This window comes from Streptomyces indicus, assembly GCF_900100315.1.
GTDB classification, from domain to species: domain Bacteria; phylum Actinomycetota; class Actinomycetes; order Streptomycetales; family Streptomycetaceae; genus Streptomyces; species Streptomyces indicus.
The window spans coordinates 1,147,030-1,168,632 of the sequence record NZ_FNFF01000001.1; the positions used below are offsets into that span (position 1 = coordinate 1,147,030).

At 70.4% G+C, this 21,603-nt stretch carries 18 protein-coding genes; 13 read left to right on the plus strand and 5 right to left on the minus strand.

Features of this window, described 5'->3' with window-relative positions; genetic code table 11:
• The 3 genes from BLT97_RS05105 to rpmG are packed head-to-tail and all read right to left on the minus strand — an operon-like array spanning position 1 to position 1,559.
• Positions 1–1,128, minus strand: coding sequence for a CobW family GTP-binding protein (locus BLT97_RS05105; protein ID WP_093607407.1), 1,128 nt, complete (start codon positions 1,126–1,128; stop codon positions 1–3).
• On the minus strand, positions 1,128–1,388 hold the full coding sequence (locus tag BLT97_RS05110; protein ID WP_093607408.1) for a type B 50S ribosomal protein L31: 261 nt from the start codon (positions 1,386–1,388) through the stop codon (positions 1,128–1,130). Before BLT97_RS05110 ends, BLT97_RS05105 begins: the two co-directional genes overlap by 1 nt.
• Positions 1,389–1,394: 6 nt before the next feature.
• A complete protein-coding gene (gene rpmG, locus BLT97_RS05115; protein WP_093607409.1) occupies positions 1,395–1,559 on the minus strand; it encodes a 50S ribosomal protein L33 in 165 nt (54 codons plus the stop codon).
• A gap of 89 nt (positions 1,560–1,648) precedes the next feature.
• Between rpmG and rpmB the strand changes: the two genes are divergently transcribed.
• The 7 genes from rpmB (at position 1,649) to BLT97_RS05150 (ending at position 9,121) form a co-directional block, all read left to right on the plus strand.
• Positions 1,649–1,885, plus strand: a complete 237-nt coding sequence (gene rpmB, locus BLT97_RS05120) for a 50S ribosomal protein L28 (RefSeq protein ID WP_093607410.1) — start codon at positions 1,649–1,651, stop codon at positions 1,883–1,885.
• Positions 1,885–2,190 (plus strand): 30S ribosomal protein S14, encoded by a 306-nt coding sequence (gene rpsN / locus BLT97_RS05125; protein WP_093607411.1) that lies wholly within the window; start codon positions 1,885–1,887, stop codon positions 2,188–2,190. The genes rpmB and rpsN overlap by 1 nt, the downstream gene beginning before the upstream one ends.
• A gap of 308 nt (positions 2,191–2,498) precedes the next feature.
• Positions 2,499–3,557, plus strand: a complete 1,059-nt coding sequence (locus BLT97_RS05130) for a LacI family DNA-binding transcriptional regulator (protein WP_093607777.1) — start codon at positions 2,499–2,501, stop codon at positions 3,555–3,557.
• Positions 3,558–3,695: 138 nt separating this feature from the next.
• Positions 3,696–5,003: an extracellular solute-binding protein gene (locus BLT97_RS05135; protein ID WP_093607412.1), complete on the plus strand. Its 1,308-nt coding sequence runs from the start codon at positions 3,696–3,698 to the stop codon at positions 5,001–5,003.
• A gap of 6 nt (positions 5,004–5,009) precedes the next feature.
• Positions 5,010–5,999: a carbohydrate ABC transporter permease gene (locus tag BLT97_RS05140; RefSeq protein ID WP_093607413.1), complete on the plus strand. Its 990-nt coding sequence runs from the start codon at positions 5,010–5,012 to the stop codon at positions 5,997–5,999.
• Entirely contained in the window at positions 5,996–6,841 is an 846-nt protein-coding gene (locus BLT97_RS05145; protein WP_093607414.1) for a carbohydrate ABC transporter permease, read from the plus strand. The genes BLT97_RS05140 and BLT97_RS05145 overlap by 4 nt, the downstream gene beginning before the upstream one ends.
• A gap of 54 nt (positions 6,842–6,895) precedes the next feature.
• Complete coding sequence (locus BLT97_RS05150) at positions 6,896–9,121, plus strand: glycoside hydrolase family 3 N-terminal domain-containing protein (RefSeq protein ID WP_093607415.1); 2,226 nt, start codon at positions 6,896–6,898, stop codon at positions 9,119–9,121.
• Between the two features lie 54 nt (positions 9,122–9,175).
• On the opposite strand, the gene BLT97_RS05155 is transcribed toward BLT97_RS05150, so the two are convergent.
• Complete coding sequence (locus BLT97_RS05155; protein WP_093607416.1) at positions 9,176–11,815, minus strand: RICIN domain-containing protein; 2,640 nt, start codon at positions 11,813–11,815, stop codon at positions 9,176–9,178.
• 398 nt (positions 11,816–12,213) lie between these two features.
• On the opposite strand from BLT97_RS05155, the gene BLT97_RS05160 reads away from it, so the two are divergent.
• The 5 genes from BLT97_RS05160 to yjfF all read left to right on the plus strand — a co-directional run bounded on the left by BLT97_RS05160 (position 12,214) and on the right by yjfF (position 18,250).
• A complete protein-coding gene (locus BLT97_RS05160; RefSeq protein ID WP_093607417.1) occupies positions 12,214–13,260 on the plus strand; it encodes a LacI family DNA-binding transcriptional regulator in 1,047 nt (348 codons plus the stop codon).
• A gap of 114 nt (positions 13,261–13,374) precedes the next feature.
• On the plus strand, positions 13,375–14,388 hold the full coding sequence (locus BLT97_RS05165) for an ABC transporter substrate-binding protein (RefSeq protein ID WP_093607418.1): 1,014 nt from the start codon (positions 13,375–13,377) through the stop codon (positions 14,386–14,388).
• A 216-nt stretch (positions 14,389–14,604) separates the two neighbouring features.
• Positions 14,605–16,137 carry a sugar ABC transporter ATP-binding protein gene (locus tag BLT97_RS05170; RefSeq protein WP_093607419.1) on the plus strand — a complete coding sequence of 511 codons (1,533 nt, stop codon included), beginning with the start codon at positions 14,605–14,607 and terminating at the stop codon, positions 16,135–16,137.
• On the plus strand, positions 16,134–17,228 hold the full coding sequence (locus BLT97_RS05175) for an ABC transporter permease (protein WP_093607420.1): 1,095 nt from the start codon (positions 16,134–16,136) through the stop codon (positions 17,226–17,228). The genes BLT97_RS05170 and BLT97_RS05175 overlap by 4 nt, the downstream gene beginning before the upstream one ends.
• Entirely contained in the window at positions 17,228–18,250 is a 1,023-nt protein-coding gene (gene yjfF / locus BLT97_RS05180; RefSeq protein ID WP_093607421.1) for a galactofuranose ABC transporter, permease protein YjfF, read from the plus strand. The genes BLT97_RS05175 and yjfF overlap by 1 nt, the downstream gene beginning before the upstream one ends.
• 56 nt (positions 18,251–18,306) lie before the next feature.
• Here yjfF and BLT97_RS05185 read toward each other — a convergent pair whose 3' ends face one another.
• On the minus strand, positions 18,307–19,788 hold the full coding sequence (locus tag BLT97_RS05185) for a non-reducing end alpha-L-arabinofuranosidase family hydrolase (RefSeq protein WP_093607422.1): 1,482 nt from the start codon (positions 19,786–19,788) through the stop codon (positions 18,307–18,309).
• A gap of 314 nt (positions 19,789–20,102) precedes the next feature.
• On the opposite strand from BLT97_RS05185, the gene BLT97_RS05190 reads away from it, so the two are divergent.
• The gene (locus tag BLT97_RS05190; protein WP_093607423.1) at positions 20,103–21,533 is read left to right on the plus strand and encodes an endo-1,4-beta-xylanase; all 1,431 of its coding nucleotides are present in this window, start codon (positions 20,103–20,105) and stop codon (positions 21,531–21,533) included.
• Positions 21,534–21,603: the final 70 nt, after the last annotated feature.

Genomic DNA, 21,603 nt, shown 5'->3' on the forward strand with positions numbered 1-21,603 from the left:
TCAGACCTCCAGGAGGGTGTCGAAGTCGGAGTGCAGGTGCTGCCAGGCGGCGCGCCCGGCCGCGTACTCGCCGTCGGTCAACAGGCAGGATTCGAGGACCTGTTGCAGCCCGTCGCGGTCCAGACCCGGCGAGGTGAACACGAGATGCTGGCCGCAGTCGCCGTGCTCGGGATGCCAGTCGAGGGCCGCCGCCGCGCGGCGCACGGGCGGTACGAGCTCCCAGGCGGCGTCGGGCAGCGAGGCCAGCCAGGGCCCGGCGCTCTCCACGCACAGGGCGCCGCCCGCGGCGTCCCAGGCGAGCAGGGTGTCGGGCCGGTCGGCCAGCCAGAACCGGCCGCGGCTGCGAGCGGCGGCGCAGGTCAGATCCTCCAGGGCCGCGTACAGCCGCGCGGGGTGGAAGGGCCGGCGCGCCTGCCAGACGTACGTGGCGACACCGGCCTCGTCGGCCTCCTGCGGCAGCAGTGCGCAGGCGGGGTGCTGGGCGGCGGCGGCCGCCTCGACATCGAACCCGGCGAGCGCCGCGGCCGCCAAGTCGCACTCCCCCAGCCGCACTTGACGTGCGGTCGGGTGCAACTGGCGCAACAGCGCCCGGTCCTCGTCGTCCGCCTCCTCGCTGTCGGCCACGGCGAGCACATTCGCGTACTCCAGCTGCCGCGCGAAGGTGTCGGCGACGGTGCGCTGGTCGGTGCGGGCGGCGGCCAGACCGGCGGCCGCGAGATCGTCCCCGTTGCCCAGGCAGGGCAGCAGCAGCGCCGGGTCGACGGCGGTGATCACGGCGGTGACGGTGAACCCGCCGCCGGCCACGACCTCGGCCATCGCCTTGGGCTCGACCGAGTCCCACAGTTCGACGACCGCGAGCCGGGTCAGTCCCGCGTCGGCCAGCCGCTCCAGCTCGGGCAGCAGGTCCTCGCGCAGCGCGCAGCAGGCGCAGTCGTTGACGAGCGGCGCCTCGCCGCTGCTCACCGGGCCGTTCGCGTCGCGCAGGGTCCGTATCACCGTGCCGTGGGCGGCGGTTGAGAGGTCATGGTGCAGCGCCACGCTGCCGGGCACCGTGGCGAGCAGCCGCTCGACGGCGGCCCGGCGCGCGTCCGCGTGCAGGCCGCCGACCAGGGCGACGGCGAGCTCCATCACTTCTCCCCGCCGCGCACGGAACCGTAGCGCCGCTCGAAGCGCTCGACGCGCCCCGCGGTGTCGAGGACGCGCGCGGTGCCCGTATAGAAGGGATGGCTGACGTTCGAGATCTCGACGTCGACGACGGGATAGACGTTGCCGTCCTCCCACTCGATCGTCTTGTCGCTGGTCGCGGTGGACCGGGTCAGGAAGGCGTGGTTCGCGGCGCGGTCACGGAAGACGACCGGGCCGTACGGCGGGTGGATGCCCTGCTTCATGGATGCTCAGCGCTCCTCTCGGAAGTCGACGTGCCGCCCGGCCACGGGGTCGTACTTGCGCAGGACGAGGCGGTCGGGGTTGTTCCGGCGGTTCTTGCGGGTGACGTAGGTGTATCCGGTGCCTGCCGTGGAGCGGAGTTTGATCACGGGGCGCAGTTCGTTGCGGGCCATGTCCGGTACAGTAAATGAAAATGGTTCCCATTACCAACCACGGTCTGCGACGAGCGCCGCAGGCCCGCCCACCGAAAGGCGACCGACCTTTGTCCGCGCACTGCATGCTGACCGGCCGCAAGCCCGGCTTCGGCCACCGCATCTCCCACTCGCACCGGCGCACCTCGCGCCGCTTCGACCCGAACATCCAGCGCAAGCGCTACTGGCTCGCGAGCGAGGGCCGCCATGTCCGGCTCACGCTGAGCGCCGCCGCCGTCAAGACGGTGGACTCGATCGGCATCGAGGCCGCGGTGGCCCGGATCCGCGCGCGAGGGGTGAAGATCTGATGGCGAAGAAGAGCAAGATCGCGGCGAACGAGCGGCGGCGCGCGACCGTCGCACGCCACGCGGCCCGCCGGGCCGAACTCAAGGAGATCCTCCGCCGCCCGTCGTCCAGCGAAGCCGAACGCCTCGCCGCCCGCGAGGAGTTGTCCCGCCAGCCGCGCGACGCCTCCGCCACCCGCGTCCGCAACCGCGACAGCGTGGACGGCCGGCCCCGCGGATACGTGGGCGCGTTCGGCCTCTCGCGCGTGAACCTGCGGAAGCTGGCGCACGCGGGGCATCTGCCCGGGGTGCGCAAGTCGTCCTGGTAGGACGCATGAAGGCGGATGCCTCCCGCGGCGCGCGCTGCGGGAGGCATTCGTCTGTCGGGCCCGCGGAACCTCACGCCTGGAGGTCGGACGCGTACCCGCACCCCCTGCGAGCCGGCCGCAACTGGTCCGGCCGGCCCGCAGGGACGTTCGGCCGGGACGTCCGGCGCGGCGCGGGCGTAGATTCTGGGGCGTGTGTCCGACGGGTCGGACGAGTTGGACGCCTCGACTGCCGGACGGACGCACCCATGCTCTACGGTTTCCGGAAGACGCCCGGCTTTTTCCGGACGTGACGTGACGGAGGTGTGACGGTGGCCCCGGATGCCGCTCAGCGCAAGACAGCCACGCGGAGCCCGGACGGGCCCGCCAAGGTGACGATCACCGAGATCGCGCGGGAGGCCGGGGTCTCCGTACCGACCGTGTCGCGCGTCGTCAACGGGAGGTCGGATGTCTCACCCGCCACCCGGGCCAAGGTCGAGGACCTGCTCCACCGGCACGGCTACCGGCGGAAGCCGCCCGCGCCCGGCGACCGCGCGGCCCTGATCGACCTGGTCTTCAACGATCTCGACAGCCCTTGGGCGGTGGAAATCATCCGAGGGGTCGAGGAGGTCGCGCACGAGTCCGGTGTGGGGACCGTGGTCTCCGCCCTGCACGACCGGGTGGGCTCGGCCCAGCAGTGGATGACGAATCTGCGGGCCCGCGCCTCGGACGGCGTGCTCCTCGTGACGTCGGTGCTCGAACCGGTCTTCCACGAGGAACTGCGCCGCCTGGGCGTGCCGTTGGTGGTCATCGACCCCGCCGGTTCGCCCGCCTCGCAGGAGCCCACCATCGGTGCCACGAACTGGGCCGGGGGCATGGCGGCGACCGAGCATCTCCTGACGCTCGGGCACCGCAGGATCGGGTTCATCGAGGGCCCGCCCCGGCTGCTGTGCTCGCGCGCCCGGCTCGACGGCTACCGGGCGGCGCTCGACGTCGCGGGCGTGGCGGTGGACGACGCGCTCATCGTGCCCGGCGACTTCTACCACGAGTCCGGGTTCACCGGATGCAACCAGCTGCTCGACCTGGCGGACCCGCCGACCGCGGTGTTCGCGGCCAGCGACCAGATGGCGCTGGGCGCGATCGAGGCCCTGCGCCGGCGCGGCCTCAGGGTGCCCGAGGACATGAGCGTGGTCGGCTTCGACGACCTGCCCGAGGTGCGCTGGTCCTCGCCGCCGCTCACCACGGTGCGCCAACCGCTGGCGGACATGGGAAAGTTGGGGGCCCGTACGGTGCTCGACCTCGCGCGGTCCGTCGCACCGGCCGCGCCGCGCGTGGAGCTGGCGACGGAACTCGTGGTCAGAGCCAGTACGGCGGCGCCCCGCGGCGTATAGCGGCGGCACCGCGATCCGGCACTCCTCCCGGGGGTGTCAACGGCCTTTTTTGTTCAGGCCGTTGACACCCCCGTCGTGCGTCCGTAACTTCCGTGACCATCTCCCGATAATTATCGGATCTCTTCCGGAAGGTGCGCCATGCCGCATGCAGTCCGCTCGTCCTTCTCCCGGCGCCGGTTCCTCGGGGTGGTCTCCGTCGCCGGCCTCGGCACCGCCGTGCTCACCTCCTGCGGGGACTCCGACGACGGCGGCAGCACGGACAGCCAGGGCCGAACTGTCGTCGAGTGGTGGCACATCCGGACCACCGAGCCCGGCAAGACCCTGTGGCCGCAGCAGGCCAAGGCGTACGAGAAGGCGCACCCCGACACCAGGATCAAGCTCGTCCCGTTGGAGAACGACGCGTTCAAGGCGAAGATGACGGCGCTCGTCGGCACGGGGAAGCTGCCGGACATGTACAACACCTGGGGCGGCGGTGTCCTCAAGCAGCAGGTGGACGCCGGTCTGACGGAGGACATCACCGACCAGGTGAAGGACTGGATCGGCGACCTGGTGCCCGCGTCGCGCGTGCCGTACGAGTTCGACGGCAGGATCTACGCCGTTCCCGAGGAGATCGGCGCCGTCGGCTTCTGGTACAACAAGGCGCACTTCAAGGAGGCCGGGATAGCCTCCCCGCCCGCGACCTGGGCCGCGTTCCTCGACGCCGTCAAGAAGCTCAAGGACGCCGGCATCACGCCGATCGCCCTGGCCGGCAAGGAGAAGTGGCCCGGCATGTACTACTGGGCGTATCTGGCGATCCGCATCGCCGGGGTCGACGGCATGCAGAAGGCCGCCGACGCCAAGGACTTCACCGGCGACGAGTTCGTCAAGGCGGGCGAGCACCTCAAGGAGCTGGTCGACCTCGACCCGTTCCAGAAGGGCTTCCTTGGCGCCGCGTACCCGGGCCCGACCGGTCAGGGCGCGACCATGGGCAACGCCAAGGCGGCCATGGAGCTGATGGGCCAGTGGGCCCCCAACGTGCAGAGCTCGGAGGGCAAGGGCCTCGGCGACGACCTCGGCTTCTTCCCCTTCCCGGCCGTCGAGGGCGGCAAGGGCAAGTCCACCGACGTCTTCGGCGGCGGTGGCGGCTACGCCCTGCGCAAGGGCGCGCCCAAGGAGGCCCTCGAGTTCCTGAAGTGGTTCGTCGGCCCCGAGAACAACCGCGTCATCGTCAAGGACGGCGGGATGATCCCGGTGAACACGAAGGCCCTGGACGCGCTCACCGACCCCAACCTCAAGGCCGTCTCGGACCTGCTCAACTCGACCACGGCTTTCCAGCTCTACCTCGACCAGGCCTACCCGCCGGCCGTGGGCCAGGAGGTCAACGACTCGGTGGCCGCCCTCATCGCGGGCTCCAAGTCCCCGGCGGACGTGGCGCGTTCCATCACCCAGGTGGCGAAGAGCCAGTAACCGACGATGACCTCGACCCAGATCAAGGAGGCGCGGCCCGCTCCCGCGAAGGAGCAGGCCGACCCGCCGGCCAACCGGCGCCCCCTGGCGCTGCGGGTACGGGACTGGCTGACCGCCTTCTCGTTCACCGTCCCCGCGCTCGTCCTGTTCGCGCTGTTCGTGCTCACACCGATCCTGTACGCCCTGTACGTCAGCTTCTTCAACTGGGGCGGATTCGGGGCCCCTTCGGACTTCGCCGGGGGCGACAACTACTCCCGCCTCCTGGACGACCCGGTCTTCCTCGGCGACCTGTGGCGCGGTCTGCTGCTCGTCCTGCTGTCCGTGGGCCTGCAACTGCCGTTCGCGCTCGCCATGGCGGTGCTGCTCAACCAGAAGGTGCGCGGGCGGGCCGTCTACCGGATGCTGTTCTTCGCCCCGTACGTCCTGTCGGAGGTGATCACCGGAGTCCTGTTCGCGATGATCTTCGCGCCGGACGAGGGGCTCGCCGACCGGGTCCTCGGCGCCGTCGGCCTCGACCACGTCGGCGGCCTGTGGTTCGCCGACCAGGACTGGGTGCTGCCCACCCTGTTCCTGGTCATGATGTGGAAGTACTTCGGCTTCCACATGATGCTCTACCTCGCCGGTCTCCAGGGGATCCCCGCCGAGCTGCACGAGGCGGCCCGGATCGACGGGGCGAACGCCTGGCAGCGGTTCCGCGCCATCACGCTGCCGCTGCTCGGCCCCACCATCCGGATCAGCGTCTTCCTCTCCGTGATCGGCGCCATCCAGCTGTTCGACCTCGTGTGGGTGACCACGCAGGGCGGCCCCGACCACCACTCCGAGACGATGGCGGTCACCCTCTTCCAGTTCGGCTTCAAGCGCTACCAGATCGGCTACGCCAGCGCGATCAGCATCGCGATGTTCCTCATCAGCCTGGTCTTCGCCCTCGCCTACCAGCGGTTCGTGCTGCGCCGCGACACCGAAGGAGCCCTCACCACCATGCGAGGCAACCGATGAGCGGCCTCAGCCACACCGCGCGCCGGCGCCTGCGCTCCACTCCCCTGTACGTCACCCTGTGGCTCGTCGGCGTCCTCATGGTCACGCCGATCCTGTACGCGCTGGTGTCCGGGTTCAAATCCACCGACCAGCTCTCCCAGAACCCCTTCGGGCTGCCGTCGCCGTGGAACGTCTCGAACTACACGGACATCCTCGCGGACAGCGCGTTCTGGCGGATGCTCGGCTCGTCCACGCTGATCGCCGTCGGCACGACGGTGCTCACCGTCGGCACGGCCGCGCTCGCCGCGTTCGGGCTCGCCCGGTTCGCCTTCAAGGGAAGAGAGGTGATGTTCACCCTCTTCACCGTCGGCCTGATGTTCCCGTTCGCCGTGGCGATCCTGCCGCTGTTCGTGCTGCTGCGCACCTTCGGGCTGCTCGACAACCCCTGGGGCGTGATCCTGCCGCAGGCCGCGTTCGGCCTGCCCATGACCATCGTCATCCTGCGCGGCTTCTTCCGGGAGATCCCCGGTGAGCTGGAGGAGGCCGCCACGCTCGACGGCTGCTCGCCGCTGGGGTTCTTCTGGCGCATCCTGCTGCCGATGGCGCGCCCCGCGCTCGGCACGGTCTCGGTCCTCGCCATCGTCGCCAGCTGGAACAACTTCCTGCTCCCGCTGCTCGTGTTCAGCGAACCCACCTGGTGGACGATCCCCGTCGGCGTGCAGCAGTTCCAGGGCCAGTACTCCAGCGACACGGCCCGCATCTTCGCCTACCTCGTCCTGTCCATGGCGCCCGCGCTCGCCTTCTACGCGGTGGCCGAACGGCAGCTGATCGGCGGCATCACGATGGGCGCGACCAAGGGCTGACCTGCGCCACCCACTCGCCAACACCACCTACACGTACCGCACTTGAGGAGTTCCATGGTCGAGCCATGGCAGGACACCACCCTGCCCGCGCACACCCGGGCGGCGGACCTGCTCGCCCGGATGACCACCGAGGAGAAGACCGCCCAACTGGCCAGTGTGTGGATCGGCGCCGATACCGACGGTGCCGACGTCGCTCCCGGCCAGCACACCTACGCCTCGCGCAGCGCCGCGCTCGAGGCGCTGCTCCCGTACGGACTCGGCCATCTCACCCGCCCGTTCGGCACGGTCCCCGTGGATCCGGCCGAAGGCGCCGAGCGCCTGGCCGGTCTCCAGCGCGCCATCCGGGCCGGCAACCGGTTCGCGCTGCCGGCGATCGCGCACGAGGAGTGCCTGACCGGGTTCACCGCCTGGCAGGCCACCGTCTTCCCGACCCCGCTCGCGTGGGGCGCCACCTTCGACCCCGACCTCGTCGGCGAGATGGCCCGCGGCATCGGAGCGTCGATGCGCTCGGTCGGCGTCCACCAGGGCCTCGCCCCGGTGCTCGACGTCGTCAGGGACGCCCGCTGGGGGCGTACCGAGGAGGCCATCGGCGAGGACCCGTATCTGGTGGGCACGGTCGGCAGCGCGTACGTGAAGGGCCTGGAGGCCGCCGGGATCGTCGCCACGCTCAAGCACTTCGCGGCGTACTCGGCCTCGCGCGCGGCCCGCAACCACGCACCCGCCTCGATCGGTCCGCGCGAGCTCGCCGATGTGATCCTGCCGCCGTTCGAGATGGCGATACGGGAGGGCGGCGCCCGGTCCGTGATGCCCGCGTACAACGACATCGACGGGCTGCCCGCGCACGCGCACCCGCAGTTGCTCACCCAACTCCTGCGCGAGGAGTGGGAGTTCACGGGGACGGTCGTCTCCGACTACTTCGGCGTCTCGCTCCTGGAGGAGGCGCACAAGGTCGCCGACGGCGAGGACGCGGCGGCCCGGCTCGCCCTCGCCGCCGGGGTCGACGTGGAACTGCCCGCCGCCCGCTGCTACACCCCGGGCCGGCCCCTGGACCAGGCGGATCTCGACCGGGCGGTGCTGCGCGTCCTGACCCAGAAGTGCGAACTGGGGCTGCTCGACCCGGGATGGGAACCGGAAGGCACCGGCGGCGCGCCCGTCGACCTCGACCCGCCCCACCTGCGCGACCTCGCCCGCCGTGTGGCCGAGGAGTCGGTGGTGCTGCTCGCCAACGACACGGGGGTGCTGCCGCTGGACGACGGGCTGCGGATCGCCCTCGTGGGGCCGCTCGCCGAGGAGCAGGCGGCCATGCTCGGCTGCTACACGTTCCCGCGGCACGTCGGGGTGCACCACCCCGAACTGCCCGCCGGCGTCGAGGTGCCGACCCTCGCCGAGTCGCTCCGTGCCGCGTTCCCGGGGTCCGAGTTCCTCGCCGGGCCGGACGGCGCGGACGTCGTCCTCGCCGTGGTCGGCGACCGGTCCGGCCTCTTCGGGCGGGGCTCTTCGGGCGAGGGCTGCGACGCCGAGGACCTGCAACTGCCGTACGGGCAGGCCGAGATGCTCGACGAAGTGGCGGCCTCGGGCGTGCCGTTCGTGATCGTCGCGCTCAGCGGCCGGCCCTACGCCCTGGGCCGCTGGGCCGGGCGTGCGGCGGCCGTCGTGCAGGCCTTCTTCCCCGGACAGGAAGGCGGCCCGGCCGTCGCGGGAGTCCTGTCCGGGCGGGTGGAGCCGTCGGGGCGGCTGCCGGTCTCCGTGCCGCGCGGCCCCGGCGGCCAGCCTGCCTCCTACCTCGCTCCGCCGCTGGGCATGAACGGCTTCCCCAGCACCGTGGACCCCACGCCGCTGTACCCGTTCGGGCACGGCCTGTCGTATACGAGCTTCGAGTGGGGCGTCCCCCAGTGCGAGGCACCCGAACTCCCCACCGACGGGGAGACCACGATCCGGCTGACCGTCCGCAACAACGGCGAGCGGCCGGGCACCGAGGTCGTCCAGCTCTATCTGCACGACCCCGTGGGCACCGTCGCCCGGCCCGAGGTCCGGCTCGTCGGCTACGTCCGCGTGCCGCTGGAGGCCGGCGCGGAGGCGGAGGTCCACGCCACGTTCCCGGCCGACCTCGCCGCCTACACCGGGGCCGACGGCCGGCGCGTCGTCGAACCCGGTGCGCTCGAACTGCGGGTCGCCTCCTCCAGCGCCCGCGTCCACCACACCGTGCCGCTCGCCCTGACCGGTCCGGTACGCGAGGCCGGGCCCGGCAGGCGGCTGCGCTGCGAGCTGCGCGTCAAGTAGCCCGCCGCGCGGGGCCACGGGCAGGGTGCCCGTGGCCCCGTCGTCGGTTCGCCGTCAGGACGCCGGGTCCCCGTACTGGAGCCCGCGCCCGTTGGTGCCGACGTACACGCGTCCGAACACGTCGGGGTCACCGGTGATGACGCCGGTGCCGCCGATGCCGCCCCACTGGTGGGCGTCGTCGTTGACCCGGAGCCAGGTGGCGCCCTTGTCGGTGGAGCGGAACACGCCCGTGACGTCCTTGACCGTGCCGATCAGATACAGGGTCTGGTACGAGGCGTCCGGTGCCGCCTTGCCGTAGCCGACGGCCGAGGCGGACTGCACCGTGGCGAGCGGCGCGAAGGTGCGCCCGCCGTCGGTGGAGTGCAGCAGCCCCTTGCCGTGTCCGGCGATCCACAGGTCTCCGGAGACGCCGGGCACGGCCGTCAGGCGCCCTTCGGGCAGGCCCGTGGCGCGGGCCCGGAAGCTCGCGCCGCCGTCGGTGCTGGCGTACAGCGTGCCACCGGACAGGGAGTAGAACGTCCCGGCCGCGCGGCGGTCGGCGACCACCACGGCGTCCGTGCCGAGGCCGCCGACCTTCGCCCAGCTCGCCCCCATGTCCGTCGAGCGGTACGGCACTTGGCCCGCCTGGGTCCAGACGAGGGCGGAGCCGTCCGCGGACAGTGCGACGCGTCCGTCCTGGGCACCGGGCACCGGCTCCGCCTTGAAGCCCTGCCAACTGCGGCCGCCGTCGGTGGAGTAGGCCCCGTCCTGGGCGCCGCCCCGGCCGACGCGGACCATCGTCGAGGGCTCGGCCTGGGCGAAGTCGATGTCGGTGCTGTTGGTCATCAGCGGGTTGCTCAGGCGCCCTGCGGGCACCTTGGTCAGGTCGTCGTGGCGGAAGCCGCCCTGGTCCCCCATGGACGTGACGACGGAGGCGCCGCCGGGCGGGGCGACCGCGTCGAGCAGCGCGGTCTCCTCCAGACCCCGCGCGCCCACGCTCCAGTGGCTGGTGCCGCCGCTGTCGGTCGCCGTGGCGTCCCTGCTGCGCCAGATGCCGTTGCCGGTGCCGTACAGCACATGCCCGGAGTCGAAGGGGTCGATGGCCAGGGCGGTCATCCAGTGGCCGGTGTGGGTGCCCACATACGGAGCGGCGGTGGCGTCACGTACCGACTTCTCGGCCAGCGCCTGCCAGGTGGAACCGCCGTCGGTGCTGCGGTAGATCTCGTCCTCGGGCCACCAGCGGTCGAGGGTGGTGACCATCACCGTGTCCGGCCTGCGCGGGTCGACGGCCAGCCCGGAGAATCCGTAGGCGCCCTTGGACGGCGAGACGTTCTTCCACGTCCCGCTCGCCGGCGTGTACTTCCACACCGAGCCGGCGGTCACACCGTTGGGCCCGAGCTTGTCGGTGTACGTGAGGTACAGCGAGCCGTCGCCCGAGACCACGCCGTGCTGCGGCAGTTGGCCCGTGGGCTGCCCGGCGACGGCCCGCCAGGTGCTGCCGCCGTCCGTCGAGCGGTACAGCGAGGTCGAGGTGTCGCCGACGCCCACGTACACGGTCCGGCTGCCGGCTTTCCCGTAGGAGACGAAGGAGATCCCGCCGCCGCTGCTCGCCCCGTCCTGCACGGGGAACGAGGAGACCTGGCTCCAGGTCGCGCCGTGGTCGGTGCTGCGCCACAGGCCGTTCTTGCGGGTGCCGAGCAGCAAGGTGCGGTGGTCGGCGGGGTCGACCGCGAGGCGCTCGCCGGCGCCGCGTCCGTCCTCGTTGGCGCCCAGTTTGAACGGCAGTTCGGTGCGCTGGAAGGTGCGGCCCCGGTCGGTGGAGCGCAGGAGCGCGCCGTTGCCCGCCCAGCCGTTGGTGTAGGTGCCCGCGGCGAGGTAGAGGCGCCGGGGGTCGACGGGGTCCGTGGCGACCGCGTCGATGCCGAGCAGGTTCCAGTCCTTCTCGCCGATCCAGTCGGTCAGCGGGATCCACTGCTCGGCGCCGGTGTCCCAGCGGTAGGCACCGCCCATGTCGGTGCGCGCGTAGAGCAGGCCCTTCTCGCTCGGGTTGAACACAAGGCCGGTGACGTAACCGCCGCCCACCACCTGGGCGTTCTTCCAGGTGTACGGACCGGAGGCCGCGGCCTCCTGCGGGTCACCGGCCGGGGCCGCCTTCACCAGCTTCCACTGCTGGTTGGTGCCGCCGTGCCCCGGATACTGGATCACTGCCGCGCCGTCGGTGCGTGAGCCCCCCGAGACGTCGAGGACCTGTCCGCTCCTGCGCGAGACCAGGGTGACGGCGCCGGAGCCGCCCGCGTCCTCGATCCTCCACTCCTGCGCGGTCGAGGCGCTGTCGCTCTGCTGCTCGGCGGCGGCCCCGCGCGCGGCCGATTCCCGCGCGATGCCGAGGACTTTGCCGCTGTTGCGGTTGACCAGCTCGTGATAGCCGTCCCCGGTGGGTCGCAGCCGCCACTGCTGGTTGGCGGTGTTCTGGTCCTTCCACTGCTGGACGCGGGTGCCGTCCGCGGTGGAGAAGGCGTTGACGTCCAGGACCTTGCCGCTGCGCACGGACACCAGCCGGTAGAAGACACCGTCCTCGACGGTCGCCGCCTGCGAGTCCTCCTGGGCGAACAGGAGATACGGCACGAGGACGGCCGGCACACCGACGACGAGTCCGGTGGCGGTCCAGCGGCGGCGGTGACGTCCGCGGCGTCTGCCGGGCGAGTGGTGGTTCATGGGGGGTGTTCTCCTTGCGTGCCGTTCATGGACGGAAGTCGGACGAACCGGGCCTGGTCGGAGCCGGGTTCCGCCTTCTGGTCGTCACGGGCGTCGCAAAGGTTGCCGTCGGTCGGCACTTTTCTCTCCGTCTTCTTCTCCGTCGCGCGGCGAAACGGTCAACGTCCGGTATTTCGTACGGAGTTCGAAGTTTCGGTGCAGAAGGTAGAGCCGCGTTCCGGGCGCGTCAACACCTCTCACGGAACCGCGTCGGGAGCCCTCTCCCCATGGCCCGCACGCTTCGGCCGCGTTACGCAAACGTGACGTCGCCCTGCTGCGCGACCTCTTGACCGAGGTGAATTGTTAGCGCTCACAATGACCCCCGCGGTTGTCCAATCGGCTTGAGGGGGTGGGTGGTTATGACGCAGGCGCAGCTTCGGCCGCCCACCATGGCCGATGTCGCGCGGCTGGCCGGCGTGTCCCACCAGACCGTCTCGCGCGTCCTGGGGAACCACCCCAACGTGCGGCAGGAGACCCGGGCCAAGGTGCTCCGGGCGATCGAGGAGATGGGCTACCGCCGCAACTCCTCCGCACGCGCCCTGGCCACCCGGCGCACCAGGACCCTGGGCGTGGTCGCCTCCGACACCACGCTGTACGGCCCCGCCAGCACATTGTTCGCACTCGAGGAGGCCGCACGAGCCGAGGGCTATCTCGTCTCCACGGTCAGCCTGCGCAGGCTGACCGTGGACAAACTGTCCGAGGCGCTCGACCACCTCAGCGAGGGCGGAGTGGAGGGCGTGGTCGCCATCGCACCGCAGCGGTCGGCGGTCGAGGCGCTCGCCGGACTGCGTTACCCGTTCCCGGTGGTGACGGTGGGCAGCGGATCCGGCCTCGGCATCCCCAGCGTCTGCGTGGACCAGTACGCGGGAGCGTGTCTGGCCACCGGCCATCTGCTCGCCGCGGGCCACCGTCAGGTCTGGCACCTCGCCGGCCCAGAGGACTGGCAGGAAGCCGCCGACCGGGCCGCCGGCTGGCGGGCCACGCTCGAAGCGGCGGGCGTGGAACCGCCGTTGATGCTGCGCGGCGACTGGAGTCCGCAGTCCGGCTACCGGGCGGGCCAGGAACTGGCCCGCCGGGCGGGCAGCGGGCTGACCGCGGTCTTCGTCGCCAACGACCAGATGGCACTCGGGGTGCTGCGGGCGCTGCGCGAGGCGGGCGTGCGCACTCCTGAGGATGTGGCCGTGGTCGGATTCGACGACATTCCGGAGTCGGAGTTCTACGCTCCTCCGCTCACCACCGTGCGGCAGGACTTCCCGGCGGTGGGCCGGCAGAGCATCGCCATGCTCCTCGGATTGATCGAGGGGTGCGGCCCGCCCGGTCCCGCGCCGATCGCCATCGAGCCCCAACTGGTCGTGCGCGCCAGCACTTTCCCGTACACGCCCGGGCAGGATGCCCGCACCGCCTGAGACGGCACCCGACGTACCACCGATGTTCCACCCCGTTTTTTTGGCCGAGATTTCGAACAGTGATCGGCAGGCTGGACAACGCGCAGCCTGTCCCGGAACGCAAGGAGATGGACCATGCTCAACCGAAGGAAGTTCCTGACCGCCGCGGTCGGCGTGGCATCCGCGGGTGCCCTGGCGGCCTGCGCCAAGGAGGACAAGGGCTCGACGGGCACCGGCAGCAACGGCGGCGGGGGCGGCAAGAAGCTCACCCTCGGCTTCTCGCAGGTCGGCTCGGAGAGCGGCTGGCGCACCGCCAACACCGAGTCGGTGAAGTCCGCCGCCCAGGAGGCGGGGTTCACCCTCAAGTTCTCCGACGCACAGCAGAAGCAGGAGAACCAGATCTCCGCGATCCGCAGCTTCATCGCCCAGAAGGTGGACGTCATCGCCTTCTCGCCGGTGGTCGTCACCGGCTGGGACGCGGTCCTGAAGGAGGCCAAGGCCAAGAACATCCCGGTGGTCCTCACCGACCGCAGCGTCGAGACCTCCGACGAGTCCCTGTTCGTGACCCTGGTCGGCTCGGACTTCACGGACGAGGGGCGGCGTGCCGCCAAGATCCTGGAGAAGGTCCTCGAGAAGGCCGGCCACAAGGGCCCTGTGAAGATCGCCCAGTTGGAGGGCACCACCGGTGCCGCCCCGGCGATCGAGCGCGCCAAGGGCTTCAAGGAGGTCATGGACGCGGAGCACAAGGACGACTGGAAGATCGTCGTCAGCCAGACCGGTGACTTCACCCGCGCCGGCGGCAAGCAGGTCATGTCGGCCTTCCTCCAGTCCAACCCGGACATCGACGTGCTGTTCGCGCACAACGACGACATGGGCATCGGCGCGATCCAGGCCATCGAGGCGGCCGGCAAGAAGCCGGGCAAGGACATCCTCATCGTCACCGTCGACGGCGTGAAGGACGGCTTCGTCGCCATGTCCGAGGGCAAGATCAACGCCATCGTCGAGTGCAACCCGCTGCTCGGCCCCCAGCTGATGGAGGTCGTGCAGAAGGTCAAGAACGGCGAGAAGGTCGAGCGCTGGGTCAAGACCGAGGAGAGCGACTTCCTTCAGGAGCAGGCCAAGGACGCGCTCCCCACCCGCAAGTACTGACCTGCCGCACGCAGGTCACGACCCACCGCGCGCGCAGATCACGACGCACCGCGCGCACGTCAGGACCCACCTGCACGCGCACGTCACGACCCGCTGACGCGCACGTCACGACCCACCGCACACACCGGCAGGGAGCCCCGCTCGGCCGGCCCGACGACCGAGGGCCGGCCGGAGGGCTCCCCGCAGGCGGATACGACATCCATGAGGAGCGCTGCCATGGCAGAGCCGCGGCCCGTCCTGGAGATGACGGGCATAGTCAAAGAGTTTCCGGGGGTGCGAGCTCTGTCGGGTGTCGACTTCCGGCTCTTCCCCGGCGAGATCCACGCCCTGCTCGGCGAGAACGGCGCCGGGAAGTCCACCCTCATCAAGGTGCTGACCGGAGTCCACACCCTGGACGGCGGCAGCATCACGCTGAGCGGCCGGCCCGTACGCTTCGCCGGCCCGGCGCAGGCGCAACAGGCCGGCATCAGCACCGTGTACCAGGAGGTCAACCTCTGCCCCAACCTGTCGGTGGCGGAGAACATCTTCATCGGGCGCGAGCCCACCCGCTTCGGCCGCATCGACTGGAAGCGGCTGCGCCGCGAGGCCGCCGGGCTCGTCGACCGGCTCGGCCTGGACATCGACGTCACCGCTCCGCTGTCCTCGTACCCGCTGGCCGTGCAGCAACTGGTCGCGATCGTACGGTCGGTGGGCACCGCGGACGGCGAGGGGGCGGGCACCAAGGTGCTCGTCCTGGACGAGCCGACCTCCAGTCTGGACCGCGGCGAGGTGCTCGAACTCTTCGCCCTGATGCGGCGGCTCAGGGACGAGGGCGTCGCGATCCTGTTCGTCTCACACTTCCTCGACCAGATCTACGAGGTCTGCGACCGCATGACGGTGCTGCGCAACGGCACCCTCGTCGGCGAGCACATGGTCCGCGATCTCGACCAGGTCGGCCTCGTCCAGCTGATGATCGGCAAGGCCCTCGGCCAGCTCGACGAGCTGCACGAGCACCAACTGCACGCCGACGTAGGCGAGCCGCTGCTCGAGGCGGAGGGCGTCGGCCGGGCCGGCGGCATCGAGCCGTTCGACCTGGAGATCAAGAAGGGCGAGGTCATCGGACTCGCCGGATTGCTCGGCTCGGGCCGCACCGAGCTCGCCCGGCTGCTCTTCGGCGCCGACCAGCCGGACAGCGGCAAGGTCACCGTCGGCGGCAAGGAGGTCGCGATGAGCGCGCCGAACGACGCGATCGGCGCAGGCGTCGCCTTCTGCTCGGAGAACCGCAAGACCGAGGGCCTGATACCGGACCTGACCGTGCGCGAGAACATCATCCTCGCGCTCCAGGCAGCCCGCGGCTGGACCCGTCCCATCCCCACCGCCCAGCGCGACGAACTCGTCGCCAAGTACATCGCGGCCCTCGACATCCGCCCCGCCAATCCGGAGGCGCGAGTCGGCCAACTCAGCGGCGGCAACCAGCAGAAGGTGCTGCTCGCCCGCTGGCTGATCACCCGGCCCCAGCTGCTGATCCTGGACGAGCCGACGCGCGGTATCGACATCGGCGCGAAGGCCGAGATCCAGAAACTCGTGGTCTCGCTCTCCGAGGAGGGCATGGCCGTCCTGTACATCGCGGCCGAGCTGGAGGAGGTCCTCCGGCTCAGCCACACCATCGGCGTGCTGCGCGACCGCAAGCTCGTGGCGCGTATCGCCAACGGGCCGGAGATCACGCCCACCCGGATCCTGGAGACCATCGCGAGCGGAGAGCACCAGTGACCACCACGCCACGCTGGCGAGCGCTGACGCACCATCACCTGTTCTGGCCGGTCGCGGTCCTGGTCGTCCTGCTGCTGGTCAACATCCCCTTCACGCCCGACTTCTTCTCGATCAAGATGACGGACGGCCACCTCTACGGCAGCCTCGTCTCGATCGTGCTGTTCGGCTCGCCCCTGATCCTGGTCGCGGTCGGCATGACCCTCGTCATCGCCACCGGCGGCATCGACCTCTCCGTCGGCGCCGTGGTCGCCATCACCGGCGCCCTGACCTGTGCGCACCTCAGTGAACAGGCCGACCAGAACGCCCTGTCCGGGGTGTTCACGGCCCTGGCCATCGGACTCGCGGCCGCGGTCGTCTGCGGTCTGTGGAACGGCTTCCTGGTCGCCAGGATGGGCATCCAGCCCATCATCGCCACGCTGATCATCATGGTCGCCGGGCGCGGTGTCGCCCAGCTGATCACCGACGGGCAGATCATCACGGTCAGCAGCGAGCCGTACAAGCTCATCGGCGGCGGCTACTGGCTGACCCTGCCCTTCTCGATCTTCGTGGTGCTCGCCGTCGTGGCCGTCACCGCGCTGCTCACCCGCCGCACCGCGCTCGGCCTGCTCGTCGAGTCCGTCGGCGGCAACGCCGAGGCCAGCCGGCTGGTCGGCATCCGCTCCCGCCGTATCAAAATCATGGTGTACGTGTTCTGCGCGCTGTGCGCCGGCATCGCGGGCCTCATGATCAGCTCCAACACCTCGGCCGCGGACGGCAACAACGCCGGTCTGTGGATCGAACTCGACGCCATCCTCGCCGTGGTCATCGGCGGTACGGCGCTGACGGGCGGCCGCTTCTCGATCGGCGGCACGGTCGTCGGCGCCCTGGTGATCCAGACGCTGACCACCACGATCTACACCATCGGCGTACCGACCCAGACCAACCTCGTCTTCAAGGCCGCCGTCGTCATCGTCGTCTGCCTGATGCAGTCCCCGAAGTTCCGCGCCAAGGTGTTCGGCGCGAAGCGCGCCGCCCAGCAGCCCCCGGCACCGGCGGCCCCCGCGGACACCGCCCCGACCGCCGATGCCGCACCGAAGTTGGAGGTGTCGTGATGAGCACGACCACCGCGAGGCCGAAGGCGGCCGACAGCCACCCCACGAGCAAGGCCGCACGCGTCCTCGCCGACCGGCGGCTGCCCGTCATGGTGACGGCCGCGCTCTTCCTCGTGATGTACGCGGCCGGCCTGAGCCGCTACCAGAACTACGGGTTCGGCGAGGCGCAGGTCTTCCTCAACCTGTTCATCGACAACAGCTACCTGCTGGTCGCCGCGGTCGGTGCCACCTTCGTCATCCTCTCGGGCGGCATCGACCTGTCCGTGGGCTCCGTCATCGGCTTCACCACCATGTTCACCGCGTGGCTGGTGGAGCGGCAGGGCCTGCCGCTCGTGCTCGTGATCCCGCTGGCACTCGGCGTGGGTGCGCTCGGCGGCTTCCTGATGGGCTATGTGATCCACAACTTCGAGATCCAGCCGTTCATCGTGACGCTCGCCGGTCTGTTCCTCTACCGGGGCCTGTGCCTGGTCATCAGCAAGGAGTCCATCGCGATCGGCGACGCCTCGGTGAGCAGCATGGCCCAGACCCAGGTCTCCCTGGGCGGAGCCTTCCTGTCGATCGGGGCGATCGTCGCTCTCGTCGTCCTCGCGGCGGCCTTCTACGTCCTGCACTACACGCGGTTCGGGCGGCGGGTGTACGCCGTCGGCGGCAACGAGCAGTCGGCCCTGCTGATGGGTCTGCCGCAGGGCGGCACGAAGATCTCGGTCTACACGGTGAGCGGCTTCTGCTCGGCGCTCGCCGGGCTCCTCTTCACGCTCTACATCCAGTCCGGGGACCCGCTGCACGCCACCGGCATGGAGCTGGACGCGATCGCCGCGGTGGTCATCGGCGGCACCCTCCTGACGGGCGGTTCCGGCTTCGTGATCGGCACGCTGTTCGGCGTCCTCGTCCTGGGCCTGATCAAGAGCCTGATCCAGTTCGAGGGCACGCTCAGCTCGTGGTGGACGAAGATCGCGACAGGCGTGCTGCTCTGCGCGTTCATCCTGATCCAGCGGGCGATGACGGCCCGCAGGAAGACCTGAGCGACAGCAGGACGGAGCCGGCCCGAGGGGGAGCTCGGGCCGGCCGCGTCACGCCGTCAGCGCTGGAGGGTCAGCAGGCCGGGGCGGTACGGCAGGAGGCCGTAGTCGGTGCCGTCCGAACTCGGGCTGCGCCCCTGGTAGAGCAGCTGAAGGTTGCAGGGGTCGACAGTCATGGTCTGATCCGCGCTGGTGCGGAGCAGTTCGCCGTGGCTGATGTCGTCGGTCCAGGTCGCACCGCTGTTGGCCTTGCCCGCGAAGGGGTTGGCCTCCGTGGCGGCCTGCGGGGTCCAACTGCCGTTCAGGCTGGTGGCGGTGAAGGAGCGGAAGTAGCGCTTCTCGTCCGCGCCACGGGCCTCGACGAGCATCAGGTACTGGTTCCGGTCCTTGATCTTGTAGACCTGCGGGGCCTCGAAGAGGTTCTTCACCGTGTCGCTCATGATCGTCGTGTACGAGGATCCGAAGCTGCCGGGGAAGTTCCCGATCGGCATGCTCGCCCGGTAGATCTTGCCGTTGTCACCGGCGAAGAACAGGTACATGTTCGACCCGTCGGCGATCAGCGTCTGGTCGATGGGCCCGGTTCCGGAGTCGGAGATGTTGCCGGTGAACAGCGGCTGCTCCGCGGACCAGCCGTTCGGGTTGGTGGGATCGCTGGAGGTCCGGTACGTGAACTTGGCACTGCCCCACTGGTAGGCGAGCACCCAGATGTTCTTCGGCCGGAAGTAGAAGAGCGTCGGGGCGACGGCGTTGAACGGTGTCGCGTTCTGGCCGGCCGTGGCCATCTCCGGCCAGTTGGTGAAGGGAGTGAAGGCCATCGAGCCCCACGCCTTGCCCGTCCCCGCGGCCCCGTGCGTCGTCGCGTAGACGAGCTGTCTGCCGTTGTACGGGGCGACGGTGAAGTCCTTCAGCGAGGCCCAGCCCGGGTTCGGCTGCGCCAGCGCACCCGTGGACGACCAGCGGTAGCTCGAAGGCAGGGCGCAGGTGCCGGGGTTGCCGCCGCCCACCTTGACCAGCTGCCACTGCTGATTGGCGCCGCCCCAGTCGTCGTACTGGACGATGTTCGCGCCGTCGGCGGTCGAAGCCCCCTGCACTTCAAGGGCCTTGTTGCTGTGGCGCGCGATGAGCCGCACGTATCCGTCCGGGCTGTCGGCGAGGCGCCACTGCTGGTTGGCGGCGTTCACGTCGGTCCACTGGTGGACCGCGGCGCCGTTGGCGGTGGAGGCGCCGCTGACGTCGAGCACCTTGCCGGAGTGGCGGGACTTGATCCGGAAGTAGCCGCCGCCGGAATCGACGAACTGCCACTGCTGCTGGGGCTGGTCGTTCCTGGCCCACTGGGTGATGCGGGCGCCGTCGCCGGTCGCCAGGTTGTAGACGTCGAGTGCCTTGCCGCTGCCGCGGTTGACCAGCACATACGAGGCGGTGGGGTCGACCGTCGCCGCACCGGCGGGCTGGGCGCCCAGGACGCCGGCCACGAGGAGCAGGGGCGCGAGGACGGCGAGCAGTCGTCTGAGGTGGAGCAGGGTGATGGAGCGGAAACGCATCGAGGGTCTCCTAGGTATCGGAAAAGTTCCGGAAACGTAACGGAGAAACGACGCCACAAAGTAGGGAGGGGCGAGCCATCGGTCAAGGGACGGGGTTGAACTGGCCGTAAAACAAGCGCTGCTGACGCCATTTCGGTGACCTTGCGCCTCCCGAAAACTCTCGGACGATGAACGGAAACCTCTTCCGCCCGAGGTGTTGACGCGCCACCGTCAAGCGACCAATCTTCCCGTCTGAAGTACCGGTCAGCGTTCGACATTTCGAATACGGGCTGCCGTCCGATCAGCCCGCCCCGTCACGACCTGGAGGTACCGTCATGGGCTCGTACGCCCTCCCCCCACCTGCCCGCCGCAGAAGGCTCCGCGTCCTGCTGGCGTCACTGGCCGTCGGCGCACTCGGTACGACCGGCGTGCTGGCCGCGCCGCCGAGTGCCCAGGCGGCCGAGAGCACGCTCGGCGCGGCGGCGGCGCAGAGCGGCCGCTACTTCGGCACCGCCATCGCCGGCGGCCGGCTCGGCGACTCCGCGTACACCACGATCGCGAACCGCGAGTTCAACTCGGTGACCGCCGAGAACGAGATGAAGATCGACGCCACCGAGCCCCAGCGGGGGCAGTTCAACTTCACCGCCGGCGACCGGGTCTACAACTGGGCGGTCCAGAACGGCAAGCAGGTGCGCGGCCACACCCTGGCCTGGCACTCGCAGCAGCCCGCCTGGATGCAGGCCCTCAGCGGCAGCACCCTGCGCCAGGCCATGATCAGCCACATCAACGGCGTGATGGGCCACTACAAGGGCAAGATCGCCCAGTGGGACGTCGTGAACGAGGCCTTCGCCGACGGCCCTTCGGGGGCCCGCCGCGACTCCAACCTTCAGCGCACCGGAAACGACTGGATCGAGGTCGCCTTCCGCACCGCACGCGCCGCCGACCCGGCCGCCAAGCTCTGCTACAACGACTACAACGTCGAGAACTGGACCGCGGCCAAGACCCAGGCCATGTACAACATGGTCAAGGACTTCAAGCAGCGGGGTGTGCCGATCGACTGCGTCGGCTTCCAGTCGCACTTCAACGAGGGCAACCCGTACCACAGCAACTTCCGCACCACGCTCCAGAGTTTCGCCGCCCTCGGCGTCGACGTGGCGGTGACCGAGCTCGACATCCAGGGCGCCCCGTCCTCGGCCTACGCGGGCGTCACCAACGACTGCCTGGCCGTCCCGCGCTGCCTCGGCATCACCGTCTGGGGCGTGCGGGACACCGACTCCTGGCGCCCGGAGCACACACCTCTGCTCTTCCAGGGCAACGGCAGCAAGAAGCCCGCCTACGACGCCGTGCTCAACGCACTCAACTCCGGCTCCACCACGCCCCCTTCGGGCGCAGCCCGGATCCGAGGCGTCGCCTCGGGCCGCTGTGTGGACGTGCCCGGCGCGAGCACCACGGACGGCACCCAGGTCCAGCTGTGGGACTGCGGCAACGGCACCAACCAGCAGTGGACCCACACGGCCGCCGGCGAACTGAGGGTCTACGGCAACAAGTGCCTGGACGCCGCGGGCACCGCCAACGGCGCCAAGGTGCAGATCTACAGCTGCTGGGGCGGCGAGAACCAGAAGTGGCGGCTCAACTCCGACGGCTCCATCGTCGGCGTCCAGTCGGGCCTCTGCCTGGACGCGGCCGCGGCGGGCACCGCCAACGGCACCATGATCCAGCTCTACTCCTGCTGGAACAGCGGCAACCAGCGCTGGACCCGCAGCTGATCCAGCCTGCCCGGCCCGGTCTGGAGGAGCGCTCCGGGCCGGGCAGGTGACACCCTTGCGCGTCCGGATG